The organism is Spirochaetae bacterium HGW-Spirochaetae-1, assembly GCA_002839375.1.
GTDB lineage: Bacteria > Spirochaetota > UBA4802 > UBA4802 > UBA5550 > PGXY01.
Genome location: PGXY01000009.1, coordinates 200,597 through 213,412 on the forward strand (window position 1 = coordinate 200,597; position 12,816 = coordinate 213,412).

Consider the following 12,816-nt stretch of genomic DNA (forward strand, 5'->3'; position numbering starts at 1 on the left):
ATTATCAATTAGAATTTAATGAAAGCTGCCCATGTCATGGGCAGCTTTTTTTATGGCCCTTCAATCCCGATCTTTACCATATTTATTGTTAATTTCTTTTGTCTTGTACCGATGATATAGTTAAGCGTGCCTATATTCGAATTAAAACAATTAGATATGAAAGAGAATCAAAACGGCAAAACCATAAAGATACCCAACAAATTACGGGATCCATTTTTATTCGAAGACGTTATTCATATTCAGAGAGATTTAACGGGAGATATCAATGGCTTGGATATGTCGGCGATAACATTTATAGAACCATATTCAATGATATCCGTTCTCCTCATGGGAAGGAATTATTTACGGGCAACGGGAAACAAACTCAGGTTGGTAAATTTACCAGTCCATATACATCAATATCTTGTGAGGATGGATTTTTTTAAATCAGGCATATTTGAGGATCCGGAGCCATTGAGTGACAAATATCTTCTTAAGAGAAGTAATTTAAGTTCACGGGTGATCGAGATAATTGAGATACCCAATAAGGAACGGATGAGTATTAAGGTAATAACCGCTGTTATTGATATTTTCAGAAAAAGGGCGGAACACATATTAAAATTCTGGATGTCAGATTCAGTGATTGATTATTTTGTTACCGTAATTTCGGAACTCTGTCAGAATATTTTTGAACATAGTCTGGATTCGGGCTTTATATCTATGCAGACATATACCATCGGAAAAGAAAATGTTTTCAGATTGGTAATATCAGATTCAGGAATTGGAATCCGGGAAAGTTTTGAGAATAAAAAGAATATAACATTCAATTCAACCGCTGATCTGATTGAAATGGCTCTTACAAAGCCTATTTCCAGCAAGAGGGATTTTGGATTTGGGCTGTGTCAGGTTAATACAATAGTGGAAAAGCTCAAGGGGGCCATTTATATCCGATCTGATACGGGATCGGTAACAGCACTGTATAATAAGAAAAAGTCGGGTTCGCCATTTATGTTTTTGAAAAATGACCTGGGGCAGTTCAACGGTACACAAATTTCAATTTCGCTTTCATCATTATAGGGTAAATAAATATGGTAGTTCAGATAAAAAAGGTAGCACAGAGAATAAAGATAAAATCTCCTGATCTGCTCACTCGTCCTGTTGGACGGGCCATGTATGAGGAGATTAAGAAGGATTTATCTGTTATAAAGGATGAAGAGGTCGTTATTCTTGACTTTCTGGATATCAGGGTAATTGATTCATCATTTATTGATGAGTTCATAATAAAGCTTTTGAATGACGCCGGTAGTAAAAATGAAAAGTTTTATATAAAACTACGGAATATTTCAGGAATTGGAGAGATAAATATATCATCGGTACTCAGATCCTATTCGGATTATAATGACAAAAAAATGGTTGTCATGACTGAAGACATCTGCCTAAATAATAATTTCTTTATAGGCGAACTTACTGACCTCGAGATGGTTATCATCAATTATTACCGTGTAAACAGGATCGCCAGCATTCAGGATATCAGGTCATTGATCGGACTTACCGAGGTGGAGACAGAAAATATTCTGAAGCGACTTAATAATCTTCGGATCATACGGGGAAATGATTCTGACAGTTATGCAGTTGTCTGATAAAAATACATACAACTGCCGATGAAGGAGATTATGAAAAAAACAAGACCTATTAGTAATGACAGCCTGTTTGGTCTTTTATCATTATATAAGTCATTTAATACGTATATTCGTGTACTCATTTCTGAAGAGGAAAAAAAAATATCTGTACAGATAACAGAAAACCCGGCAAACTGGACTAAAGTTCCGAAGGATAAATATAAAAAGTACCGGGTGATGCGAAGGCTTGAAATCGGAAGCGATAAACTTTCAATCAAATTCATGAAACCCGATTATATAGTGAAGTTTTACGGACCGCTTCTTAATATCAAGCTTCCCCCGGAGAATGTAGTAATTGACAACCATCTGGGAGATGAAGGATTTTTTATTATTGATACACCGTCGAAATACCGTAAAAAAATTTTTCAGGGGATTGATAAAATTATAAATCTAAGCCCTCAGAAGAAGTACGAAATAATAGAAAAATGCATCGTCGATAACCAGGAAGATTAATATGTCAGGACAATATGATTCATTAAATGAAAAAACAAGGCTCATTGAGCTGGCCTTGAAGTATACCAACGGTAGTATGGATAAGGCTAAAGCCATGGCTTCAGGGCAATACCTTGATAATGTGGCTGTAAAAACAAAGTTTTTTCTTCAAAAATCGAGAAAATCAGGATTATTTTTGGCATTTTTTAATATTATTGATGAATACATTTCGTGCATTGAATCGGTTTTTGTCAACAATTCAACCATCTATGATAAAGTACGCGTTTTTGATGACTGGAAGGTTTTATATAAGGACATTAATGCCTACAGGCAGGGCGGTGATGCGGCCGAGGTGCCGGGCTTAAATGACAGGCTTATCGATGGAATGGTCGAAAAGGATATTTTCCCCGAAGTCCAGGATGGAAATCTTGATAACCTGACTAAATCCATGCAGCTTATTGTCCGTGGAATTTTTCCTGATGACCAGGTCCAATGTCAGATTGAACTGGAACCAACCAGTTCGCTGGCCATGGATCTGGGTGGTGTGCTTCTTGCAACGCCATCGGGGTCAGAGCCCGCTGATGAATCGAAACAGGCATTGCCTGTCGAAGAAACGGAACTTGAAAAGAGAATGAAAGCTGTTGAATCGGAGGCCCGATATGTTGTAGAAGGCACCTCTATCGTTGCTCCGGTGAAAGGGAAATATATCAATGATATAGCTGTTGGGGAAAAAATTATGGTATTACTCCCCAACAAGGATGCCGTATCACAAAAGATATTATCCGTCATGAATGCCGTTGATGGTGATGGAAGAATTTCACCCATAAAGGGAAGGGTTAAAGACAAGATCCCTATGGAAAAAAGCGGTTACATCGTCTATGCCCTCGTAGCAAAGGGTGTCCTGGCAAAACTGATTGAAGAAGAGAATGTTAAGATCAGAATGGAAAGCACTGAAACTGAAAACGGTGAGTCTATCGCTGATAGTAAATTGATGTACGTGTTGGCTGCTCTTATGTTCCTGGTAATTATAGCAGGTTTTCTTCTTTTCATATTTTTATAAATTATGGGGAATAAAGTATTCCATATAATCCTCTTTCTGCTCCTCGTGATGTACGATTTTCTTCCTGCCCAGATGCCTGACTGGAGTTTTTTCAGGGATGGTGACGGGAATGTCTATTATTTTGATAAAAATGGGAAAATATGGACTTCGGGGAAACCGGAATTCCAGTATAAGACAATCACTGTAAGCGGTATGGACTATTATATACGTCAGACGGAAGAACTTTTTAAGAGTCACTATCCCGTGGAGGGACTCATTCTAATAAAAACCATTCTGGCTATGCCACGTTCTGATCAGAGAATAATCGATTCCCAATCGCGTGCTTCATCACTTTTAAATACGATGAAACGTCTCGAGGGATCGCGTTTCGATGCATACAATGAGAAGGCATCTCCCCTGCTTTATCGACAGGGAGAAGTGACCTCGGTTGTAAATGACATTATGTTTTATTCAATTGGTGTGCCGGGGCAGGTCACTATATTGAACAACAGGTGGAGGAAAAGTGTATCCTACCGATACAATGGTATTCTCTTTGGTGTCAGGACCATCACGGGAAAAGAAGCGGCAGGTGGTGAAAAATTCGATATGCTGATAGCAGTCGATGCGGAAGAATTTGCCGTTCCGATTAAAAAAATTGAAGACATGGAAGAATCCTTGCACAATAAAACAGGATTTGAATCAATAATCAGGCAGACGATTGAGCGGAATGATCACAGAATTATCAGCAGTTATGAAAGTACCGGACCCCAAAAATATTTTGGTTTTGAGGGGATCTATGTCAATAATAAACTGGGTTATATCATAAGGACTATTGCTCCTGTCGGTGAGCGCAGGGATCTGCCGGAACTGCTGAAAAAGCCTGTCTTTGAATTACAAATATCCCGCATCTGATGGTTTGTGACGGATGGGAAGTATGCCTGTTGTAGTGAGTCTGGATGGCAGTATAGTAAAAGTTCGTCAGTGACGCGTCAAAATTCTGCTATGAGCAAAAATCAGGGCTGTTTCTCCGCATGAATCCTTGTTGGCACAATTAATGCAGTCTTTCCATATTTTTTCCGGCAGCGAACCTTTGGGTACTTCGAGAAAGCCATTTTTCTTGAAAAACTCAGGAGAATAGGTCAGGACAAAAAGTTTTTCTTTTCCCTCCCGATGCAATTCCCTGATCATCTGTTTTACCAGGATGGAGCCGATCCCAAGTTTTGCGTAGGCATTGTCTACGACAAGAGAACGGATTTCCAGGAGTTTCTGTCCGTAGTCATAGCGTGAAACGGCGCCGACGAGTTTATTGTCATATTCTGCAACAAGCCATGTTTCCAGGGTGTTGCGGATCTCATCCACAGTTCTGGGCAGAACAATTTCCTTTTGGGCATAGGACGACACCAGTTCGCTGATCGATTCGGCCTCATCAGTATTCGGTCTTCTTATGATAATGAATGGCGGGTGTTTTCCCACGATTAATATAGGTCTATCCTTACTGGCGTTTTATGATTCTGCAGTTAGTACCTATAGAAAATTTCGTGCAGGTGTCAAGCTTTTTCAGGCCCGATTCCGCTTCGGGTTTATTTTGATACGGGCCGGTATATATCCTGTATCCCTTCTGTTTTTTTGAAAGAATAACGCGGTGTCCCTGCGAACTGAGGTAGGCCGCTATTTCCTGTGATTGATCCGGGGAATAGGTGCTACGGCCGATGCTTATCACAAAGGGGAAATCCTGAACAGGAAAATTATTTTTTGTTTCGGCATTGGCATTCTGAGGGGTCATCATGCCGGAAACTTTAGACCTCAGGTCTGTCACTGCCCTGAAGGTAGTATCATCGACAATCTTGCGTTCTTCGCCGCCGGCAAATTTAATCCCAATGGCAAGGCCAGTGGTGAACGATATGATGCATAGGGCAGATATAAGAAATATCATCCTGCTCGTCTTTTTCTTTATATGTTCCTGGTCGTGATTCTGGGAGCCGGAAATTCTGGTAAAATATTCAGGATCGGATGAATCAAACTGGTGAGAGAATTGCCTTGAATTCTGACCAGTATAAAAGTCGATATTTTGCATAAAATGGCCCCTGTTCAATAAATGCTGATTAGCAATTTGTGAAAATAAAAATGAAAAACAATATTCTCTTTATTTTTCGACGGAAGTGACATTAATCATGAGGAAAAAGTGAGGATGCGCCTGAGGTATAGGAAGAAAATAAGAAGGTGGGGTGAATTAAATCACCCGCACCATGACAACACCGTTTATTTTCTTTAATGCATTGATCGTAGTTTCATCAATATCAGAGTCAATATCAATAATATTATACGCGTAATCGCCCTTGCTTTTATTGAGAAAGTCGGAAATATTAGTATTGTTGGCGGCAAGAATAGGGGTTATCTGTCCTATCATATTGGGAATATTTTTATTGCCAATAACCACTCTTTTTTTTCCGCTGCGTTCCATGAAACATCCGGGAAAGTTGACCGAGTTGGTTATATTCCCGTTTTCAAGAAATTCCTTCATCTGCTTGACTGCCATTATTGCACAGTTGTCTTCGGCTTCAGGGGTGGATGCGCCAAGATGCGGTATGGGAATGACATTGTCGAGTTTAAGGAGTACATCGCCGGGGAAATCAGTGACATAAGTGCTCACGGTGCCGTCCTGTAATGCCTCTAAGAGGGATTCTTCATCGACAAGCTCTTCCCGGGAAAAGTTAAGGAGTACAACACCTTTTTTCATGAACTTGAAACGATTTCTGTTGAGAAAACCCCTGGTTTCATCAGTAAGAGGCATATGTATGCTTATATAGTCGCACTCCGAGATAAGATTTTCCAGGCTTGTAGCGCATTGAACATCCCGGGACAGGCCCCAGGCCGATTCTACGGAAATATAAGGGTCCCTGCCAATGACCTTCATGCCCAGGGCCGCTGCATCATTGGCAACGAGTACACCGATGGCTCCCAGGCCAAGTATGCCCAGGGTCTTCCCTTTTATTTCAGGACCCGTAAAGTTTGACTTTTCTTTTTCAATGAGTTTTTTAACCTCTAATCCTTTTCCTGCCAGACTTCTAGTCCATGCAATTCCCTGATATACTTTCCGCGAGCCCAGAAGGAGGCCCAGGATAACCAGTTCTTTTACGGCGTTTGCATTGGCACCCGGTGTATTAAAAACGACGATGCCCTGTTCCGAGCAGCGTTCAACAGGGATATTGTTTACACCGGCACCGGCTCTGGCGATTGCCTGGACCGTGCTGGGGATATCCATCTTGAGCATGTCCTGGCTGCGGACGAGTATGCCGTCGGGATGGGGAATTTCCGATGCGTGTTCATAACTATCGGGCGGGAGCAATGTCAGTCCCAGGGGAGAAATTTTGTTAAGGGTGAGGATCTTAAACATAGAGAACTCCTTACGCCTGTTTTAATTCAAACTTTTTCATAAATTCGACAAGTTTTTTCACTCCTTCTGTGGGCATTGCATTGTATATACTTGCCCTCATTCCTCCCACGGAACGGTGACCTTTGAGTTCCGTTAAGCCTTCTTTCCTGGCCTCGGCTATAAATTGCTTGTCAATATCTTCAGATCCCGTTATGAAGGGGACGTTCATAATGGACCTGTCTTCCGGTGCCACCGTTGCCTTGAATAACTTGGAATTGTCCAGGTAATCATAAAGAATTGCCGCCTTATCCCTGTTTATCTTCTCCATGGAAGTGATTCCGCCCAGTTCTTTTACCCACTCAAATACGAGTTTGGCGATATAGATGCCATACGTTGGCGGTGTGTTATACAGAGATTTTTCTTTAGCATGCGTTTCATAGTTCAGCATCGTGGGGGTAATGTCCATGGGGGTTCCCACCAGGTCTTCCCTGATTATGACAACGGTTACGCCTGCCGGCCCAATGTTTTTCTGGGCACCGGCGAAGATGATACCGAAACGGGAAACGTCAACTGCAGACGAGAGGATATTGGAAGACATGTCGGCAATCAGGGGTACTTTCCCCGTATCAGGAAACTCGGAGTACTTTGTTCCTTCAATTGTATTATTGGTGCAGATGTAAAAATAATCGGCATCGGCGCTGAATTTGCTTTTATCAACTTTGGGGATATATGAAAAATTTTTATCCTCTGACGAGGCAAGTATGTTAACCGTTCCGTATTTTTTTGCCTCGGCAATCGCTCTTTTCGTCCAGGCCCCGGTATGAATCAGGTCGCATTTTTTGCTGCCTTTAAAAAGGTTCAAGGGGATCATGGCGAATTGTGTTGAAGCGCCGCCCTGAAGAAAAAGGACATGATAGTTTTTAGGAATGTTCATCAGGTCGCGGAGTAGATTCTCTGCCCCGTTAATGATGTCTTCGAAGGGTTTTGACCGATGACTCATTTCCATGACGGACATGCCGGTGTTATTATAATCAAGCATTTCTACGGCAGCTTTTTTGAGAACGGATTCAGGTAGTATTGCCGGCCCGGCGGAAAAATTGTAAACTCGTGACATAGATTTACTCCTTGCTGCATTTTATAAAGTTGTAGTTAATTCCTATAAGAAGACCAAGCATTTGTACAGTGCATGATAATTATCAAGATATAAGGGATTAGGATAAATGCCCCATATCGCGATTAAGAAAGATAATTCATGGATAAACAATACCCATCGTGTATTATTAATCAATGAAAAAATATATATTTATCTTTTTCTATATAAGATTTTTGTTGTATTTTGAAATTTTGATGAAAGGTAATATACTTGCAAAAAAAATGAATATTTATTAAACGGTTACCATCATTTCCAATTAATTTAATTGAGGTACTATGGCAGCAATTAAAGCATTCAGGGGCCTGCGCCCGAGACCGGATCTGGCGGAAAAAGTCGCCGAACTTCCCTACGATGTACTCAGTTCCGATGAAGCGCGCCAGGTGGCGGAGGGGAACCAATACAGTTTTTTTCATGTGACAAAGCCTGAAATAGATATGTCGCTGGATATCAATATCTATGATGAGAGTGTATATGCAGCGGGAAAGAGGAACCTTGATTCCTTCATACACGAAGGCATCCTCATCCAGGACAGGGAACCCCGGCTGTACCTCTACACTCAGATAATGAATGGGCGGTCCCAGACGGGACTTGTCGCCTGTGTCAGCATTGATGATTACATTGAAAACAGGGTAAAAAAACACGAGCTCACGCGGGAAGATAAGGAGCAGGACAGAACAAGGCATCTGGATATTCTCAATGCCAATTGCGGCCCCGTGTTTCTTCTATACCGTGAGGATGGAGCCAAGAAGAAACTTTTCGACCAGGCTATATCCATAAAGCCGATCTATGATTTTACCGCAGAAGACGGCATAACCCATATAGTCCGGGTTATTGAAAATCCTGAACTGATTTCGGGTTTTGAAAAGGCCTTCAGTCGCGATAATCTCTATATTGCCGACGGCCATCATCGGGCGGCATCCGCTGTGCGCGTGGGACAGAACAGGAGAAAAGAAAACCCCGCTTATACGGGCGAAGAGGAGTTCAATCATTTTCTGGCGGTCATATTTCCCCATGACCAGCTCCGCATCCTGGCCTATAATAGGGCAGTGAAAGATCTCAATGGCATGGAAAACGATTCATTTTTGCAGCAAGTGATGAAAGAATTCACGGTGGAAAAGAGCAGCCGCAAGGTTCCTCTGGGGACCTGTGAGTTTTCCATGTATCTCGATGGAACATGGTCCACGCTGAAGCCTCGCTTTACCGTCTCCGGAGATCCTATCGAAGGCCTGGATGTGAAAATACTGCAAGATCATCTCCTGGAGCCTGTTCTCGGAATAGGGGACCCCCGAACCGACAATCGTATCAGCTTTATAGGGGGCATCCGGGGAACGGAAGAACTGGAAAAGCTTGTGGACAGCGGAAAATATAAAGTCGCCTTTTCCTTGTATCCCACGACTCTTATTCAGCTGATGAATGTGTCCGATACCGATGGCATAATGCCGCCTAAATCAACCTGGTTTGAACCTAAATTGAGAAGCGGTCTGGTGGTGCATCTTCTCGATAAATGATGGATGAAAACAATTTCTGTTTTTATCTTGACTTCGCCTGATGGCCGGTACAAAATACGGGTATATTCTAAAGTATAGGGGGCAGTTAATGAAAAAATGTGTATTGCTAGGCTCATTTTTTGTGCTGGTTTTGGCGGTTTCCATGAATCTTCTCGCCGGCAACGGTTCGCCTGCGGGGATGTGGAAAACCATCGATGATAAAACCGGTGAAGCAAAATCCATAATGAAGGTATGGGAAGAGAACGGTGTCGTTTATGGTAAAATTGAAAAGCTGATTCTGAAACCCGGTGAAGATCCGAATCCTTTATGTGACAAGTGTCAGGGGAAATTCAAGAATAAACCGGTGCTGGGAATGACCATCATGTGGGGCCTCAAAAAAGACGATGATGAATACAGCGGCGGATTTATAATGGATCCCGATAACGGAGAGACCTATAAATGCCTGATCCGGCTTAAGGATGGCGGAAAGAAACTGGAGGTTCGTGGATATATCGGATTTTCGCTCATAGGGCGGAGTCAATACTGGATAAAAACACAGTGATAAACTGAAAGCGGGTGATAAAAAGCCCGCTTTTTTAATTCAACGTTTCCTGATGCGTTCAGCACTCTCTGGGATAAAATTTTTAAGTTCCCTTATTTCTTTCGCTTTGAGGGCTCTTACATCCCCTTTATTAATGCCTTCAAGAGTAAGGGGACCGTAGGCTACGCGTCTCAATTTTAATACCTTGTAACCGAAATTTTTAAAAGTGTATCGTATCTGCCTTTTTTTACCTTCGATGATGGTGATTGTAATTCGTTTTCCCGTTGGTTCAATTTTCTCAATGAGTGATGGCCTTGTCTTTATGCTGAGCTGGTGGAGAAAAATTCCCTTTTCAATTTTTCCCTGATCGCGATCCACCAGAGGTTTGTCAAGTTCAAGCATATATACCTTTGTTATATGGGAGCGGGGGCTGGTAAGTCTGTTGGCCAGGTCTCCGTCATTAGTAAGCAGAAGAAGGCCCTCCGTGTCCTTATCGAGCCGCCCTATGGGGAAAACGCCGGCTCGTTTATATTTTTCCGGGACAAGATTCATTACAATGGGTCTTCCCTTTTCATCGCTCAATGTAGTGATGTAGCCCTTGGGTTTGTTCATTATAAGATAGTATTTTTCTTCGTTGTGTGCAACTTGTTTACCGTCAAGGGAAACCATATCAGTTTCGGGATCAACCTGCGTAGCGAAATCTTCAACGACAAGACCGTTGAGCCTGATACGTCCTGCCGATATCAGATCTTCCACCTTTCGCCGGGAACCGAATCCGCTCTGGGCGAGATATTTATTTATCCTTATTTTCATTGGCGCCCTGCTTTTCCGATATCTTTTCACCTTCCTGGATTCTCTTGAAGCGGATTTCATTTTCCGTGTTGTCATTTTCAAAGAGGATGTATGATTGGCCACGCTTTACATATTTAAGGTTAGTTTTAAAGGATGTGCCGCCGAGAAAGATTACTTCACTTTTGGCCAGATCGAAGTTGAACTCTCCTTCAATAGCATTCGTTTCGTTTCCCTTTGTATAGGAACGATATTTCCCATTGGAGTCCATATCGAGGCCGTGATTGGTGAAATCACCGAAGCGGTTTACGCTCCACCACTTGCCCGACAGTTCCCCGGTCAGTTCTTCCGTTTCCTGATCCCAGAATTCGCTTACCACATCATTGATTTCTTTTGTATCGGTGGTTTTGAGAATTTTCAGTGTCGACCCGAATACCCAACCCGTCATGCCGTCTTTAAGGCGGACCCGGTACCAGTAGTTGCAGTCCTTGCCGATCCAGGTTTTTTCTGCCGATTTATCCAGGAGATCGGCCGTATCTCCCTTGCTCAGCAGAGTAACCCGTGCGGAAAAAACATACGGTTCAATTCTTACCGATGTGTTGTGGGAGGTGATGATAGCCGTCATGCTGTCCCTGGATTCGTTTATATTGACTTCGGTATCTTTACTGCATAGGGTCAGAATGAATGATGCAATGATGAGTATTATGAAGGGAATGGATCTCCCCACTGTTGTTGCCGTTAATTTTTTACTGTGATGTTTTTTCATGCTCTTTTCCAGTATACTCTGATATTTATATTGTTCTATACCAGCCTGCTTATAAGGGGTACAACGTTTTACGCCCTGTATAAGCAGATTTCAGATACGGCTTTTTCAGTCAAGACTTATCCCTGCTACAGGCAAATAAATCGGGAGATCTATTCATCCCGAGGGTTGAACCATGCTTTTTACCTGTTTTGTTCAATTCAAAAATGGATGAATGTAACGATAACATTAATAGAAAGTGGTGTTATTTTCAAGCTATTTTAGGGGTAGCTACTCATCGGCCGGAATTTATCTTGACGCTATTGTCATTGTAACCGAATCTATTGAGTACTGAAAGAGCAAGGCAGTGTGCAAGGATATATGTTTTGAGAATCAATAAGACTTATATGAAATTCCTGCTTCCCCTGGTGCTTGTCGTTTTTGTTCACGGTACAACGGGGAGCCGGGACATGGATATAATAACAATCGGGGGAGACAGGTATGTTTCCCTTTATGATCTTACCGGCAGGTTGGGTGCGGAACATTCCTACGATATATATCTTGGCAGGGGGACGCTCTATTATCGTAATCATGTTGCCGTATATACCACGGGATATTCCTGCATGCTCATTGACGGGAGGCTTCAAAAAGACACAATCCCCGTTTTGCGCAGGGACGGAGACGTTCTGCTCCCCCTTTCTCTGGCGCAATCCACAATAGATTCCTTTCTGGAGGACAGGGAAGCCATAGTCCGCGGGAATACGCTTATATTACAGGAGTTGCGCGGCTCAGCTATTAAACGCGACAGTGATAAAATACCGGAGAAACGTGATCGCATAACCTTTATCATTATTGATCCCGGCCATGGAGGAAAAGATCCAGGCGCAATCGGCAGGGGAGGCATAAAGGAAAAACACATCACCCTGTCCATTTCCCGATACCTGGCGGCATCCCTGAAAAAAAGACTGAAGGGGATATCAATCCATCTCAGCAGGAACAATGACCGTTTTATCGAACTTTCCCAGCGTGCCGATATAGGGAATAACAAGCTGAAAAAAAACACTAACGGCATTTTCATAAGCGTTCATGTCAATGCTTCCCTTTCTACCCGTATTTCGGGATTTGAAACCTATTTTCTCTCACAGAACCCAACGAACGAAGAGGCGCGGAATACGGCAGCCCTGGAGAATAATGTCATTGTCCTGGAAGATGAGGCGCTCCGGAAGAAAAAATACGGTGATATCGAATATATAGAGGCAAGGATGATCACTACCCAGATACAAAAGGAGAGTTCCATGCTGGCTGCATCGGTGCAGAAGGGCCTTGACGGAAAGATTAAACTGTTTAAATCGCGTGGTGTGCGAAAGGCCGATTTTTATGTCCTGCGGGGATCTCTCATGCCGGCAGTACTTGTTGAGGTGGGATTTATAACCAATACCAGAGAAGCGCAGTATCTCCTGAAAAATGACTATCAGCAGGATATTGCCCAGGGTATCGCTCTTGGTGTCGTGCAGTTTATACAACAGTATAATGCCATGATAAAATAATGCTGTTTGATTTTATGGATTGACATATTGTCGTGAGATTTGGTACATGCATGAT

General features: G+C 42.4%; 14 protein-coding genes. 8 read left to right on the forward strand and 6 right to left on the reverse strand.

The window, feature by feature from the left end; translation table 11 throughout:
* The first annotated feature begins 156 nt into the window (after nt 1–156).
* Genes CVV44_18250 through CVV44_18270 form a run of 5 tightly spaced genes read left to right on the forward strand, consistent with a single transcriptional unit; the run spans nt 157 to nt 4,041 of the window.
* Nucleotides 157–1,056, forward strand: coding sequence for a hypothetical protein (locus CVV44_18250; GenBank protein ID PKL36160.1), 900 nt, complete (start codon nt 157–159; stop codon nt 1,054–1,056).
* Nucleotides 1,057–1,067: 11 nt separating this feature from the next.
* On the forward strand, nt 1,068–1,619 hold the full coding sequence (locus CVV44_18255; protein ID PKL36161.1) for a hypothetical protein: 552 nt from the start codon (nt 1,068–1,070) through the stop codon (nt 1,617–1,619).
* Nucleotides 1,620–1,652: 33 nt separating this feature from the next.
* Nucleotides 1,653–2,111: a hypothetical protein gene (locus CVV44_18260; GenBank protein ID PKL36162.1), complete on the forward strand. Its 459-nt coding sequence runs from the start codon at nt 1,653–1,655 to the stop codon at nt 2,109–2,111.
* Between the two features lies 1 nt (nt 2,112).
* Nucleotides 2,113–3,150 (forward strand): hypothetical protein, encoded by a 1,038-nt coding sequence (locus CVV44_18265; protein PKL36163.1) that lies wholly within the window; start codon nt 2,113–2,115, stop codon nt 3,148–3,150.
* 3 nt (nt 3,151–3,153) lie between these two features.
* Nucleotides 3,154–4,041 (forward strand): hypothetical protein, encoded by an 888-nt coding sequence (locus tag CVV44_18270; GenBank protein PKL36164.1) that lies wholly within the window; start codon nt 3,154–3,156, stop codon nt 4,039–4,041.
* 66 nt (nt 4,042–4,107) lie between these two features.
* On the opposite strand, the gene CVV44_18275 is transcribed toward CVV44_18270, so the two are convergent.
* From CVV44_18275 to CVV44_18290, 4 genes are all read right to left on the reverse strand, one after another.
* Nucleotides 4,108–4,611 (reverse strand): GNAT family N-acetyltransferase, encoded by a 504-nt coding sequence (locus CVV44_18275; protein ID PKL36165.1) that lies wholly within the window; start codon nt 4,609–4,611, stop codon nt 4,108–4,110.
* A 10-nt stretch (nt 4,612–4,621) separates the two neighbouring features.
* The gene (locus tag CVV44_18280; protein PKL36166.1) at nt 4,622–5,203 is read right to left on the reverse strand and encodes a hypothetical protein; all 582 of its coding nucleotides are present in this window, start codon (nt 5,201–5,203) and stop codon (nt 4,622–4,624) included.
* A 156-nt stretch (nt 5,204–5,359) separates the two neighbouring features.
* Nucleotides 5,360–6,523 (reverse strand): 3-phosphoglycerate dehydrogenase, encoded by a 1,164-nt coding sequence (locus tag CVV44_18285; protein ID PKL36167.1) that lies wholly within the window; start codon nt 6,521–6,523, stop codon nt 5,360–5,362.
* A gap of 10 nt (nt 6,524–6,533) precedes the next feature.
* Entirely contained in the window at nt 6,534–7,616 is a 1,083-nt protein-coding gene (locus CVV44_18290) for a 3-phosphoserine/phosphohydroxythreonine aminotransferase (GenBank protein ID PKL36168.1), read from the reverse strand.
* A 314-nt stretch (nt 7,617–7,930) separates the two neighbouring features.
* Between CVV44_18290 and CVV44_18295 the strand changes: the two genes are divergently transcribed.
* Both CVV44_18295 and CVV44_18300 read left to right on the forward strand, forming a co-directional pair.
* Entirely contained in the window at nt 7,931–9,163 is a 1,233-nt protein-coding gene (locus tag CVV44_18295) for a DUF1015 domain-containing protein (GenBank protein PKL36169.1), read from the forward strand.
* Nucleotides 9,164–9,251: 88 nt separating this feature from the next.
* The gene (locus CVV44_18300; protein PKL36170.1) at nt 9,252–9,704 is read left to right on the forward strand and encodes a DUF2147 domain-containing protein; all 453 of its coding nucleotides are present in this window, start codon (nt 9,252–9,254) and stop codon (nt 9,702–9,704) included.
* Nucleotides 9,705–9,743: 39 nt separating this feature from the next.
* Here CVV44_18300 and CVV44_18305 read toward each other — a convergent pair whose 3' ends face one another.
* Together CVV44_18305 and CVV44_18310 are read right to left on the reverse strand one after the other, a co-directional pair.
* Entirely contained in the window at nt 9,744–10,571 is an 828-nt protein-coding gene (locus tag CVV44_18305; protein ID PKL36171.1) for a hypothetical protein, read from the reverse strand.
* On the reverse strand, nt 10,477–11,238 hold the full coding sequence (locus CVV44_18310; GenBank protein PKL36172.1) for a hypothetical protein: 762 nt from the start codon (nt 11,236–11,238) through the stop codon (nt 10,477–10,479). The genes CVV44_18305 and CVV44_18310 overlap by 95 nt, the downstream gene beginning before the upstream one ends.
* Nucleotides 11,239–11,621: 383 nt before the next feature.
* On the opposite strand from CVV44_18310, the gene CVV44_18315 reads away from it, so the two are divergent.
* A complete protein-coding gene (locus tag CVV44_18315; protein ID PKL36173.1) occupies nt 11,622–12,761 on the forward strand; it encodes a hypothetical protein in 1,140 nt (379 codons plus the stop codon).
* Nucleotides 12,762–12,816 lie beyond the last annotated feature (55 nt).

Bases quoted from the DNA above. Each gene is read 5' to 3' on its own strand.
- CVV44_18280 (PKL36166.1), bottom strand. From the start codon at position 5,203: ATGCAAAATATCGACTTTTATACTGGTCAGAATTCAAGGCAATTCTCT.
- CVV44_18315 (PKL36173.1), top strand. From the start codon at position 11,622: ATGAAATTCCTGCTTCCCCTGGTGCTTGTCGTTTTTGTTCACGGTACA.
- CVV44_18250 (PKL36160.1), top strand. From the start codon at position 157: ATGAAAGAGAATCAAAACGGCAAAACCATAAAGATACCCAACAAATTA.
- CVV44_18300 (PKL36170.1), top strand. From the start codon at position 9,252: ATGAAAAAATGTGTATTGCTAGGCTCATTTTTTGTGCTGGTTTTGGCG.
- CVV44_18270 (PKL36164.1), top strand. From the start codon at position 3,154: ATGGGGAATAAAGTATTCCATATAATCCTCTTTCTGCTCCTCGTGATG.
- CVV44_18265 (PKL36163.1), top strand. From the start codon at position 2,113: ATGTCAGGACAATATGATTCATTAAATGAAAAAACAAGGCTCATTGAG.
- CVV44_18310 (PKL36172.1), bottom strand. From the start codon at position 11,238: ATGAAAAAACATCACAGTAAAAAATTAACGGCAACAACAGTGGGGAGA.
- CVV44_18290 (PKL36168.1), bottom strand. From the start codon at position 7,616: ATGTCACGAGTTTACAATTTTTCCGCCGGGCCGGCAATACTACCTGAA.
- CVV44_18285 (PKL36167.1), bottom strand. From the start codon at position 6,523: ATGTTTAAGATCCTCACCCTTAACAAAATTTCTCCCCTGGGACTGACA.
- CVV44_18295 (PKL36169.1), top strand. From the start codon at position 7,931: ATGGCAGCAATTAAAGCATTCAGGGGCCTGCGCCCGAGACCGGATCTG.
- CVV44_18305 (PKL36171.1), bottom strand. From the start codon at position 10,571: ATGACAACACGGAAAATGAAATCCGCTTCAAGAGAATCCAGGAAGGTG.
- CVV44_18260 (PKL36162.1), top strand. From the start codon at position 1,653: ATGAAAAAAACAAGACCTATTAGTAATGACAGCCTGTTTGGTCTTTTA.
- CVV44_18255 (PKL36161.1), top strand. From the start codon at position 1,068: ATGGTAGTTCAGATAAAAAAGGTAGCACAGAGAATAAAGATAAAATCT.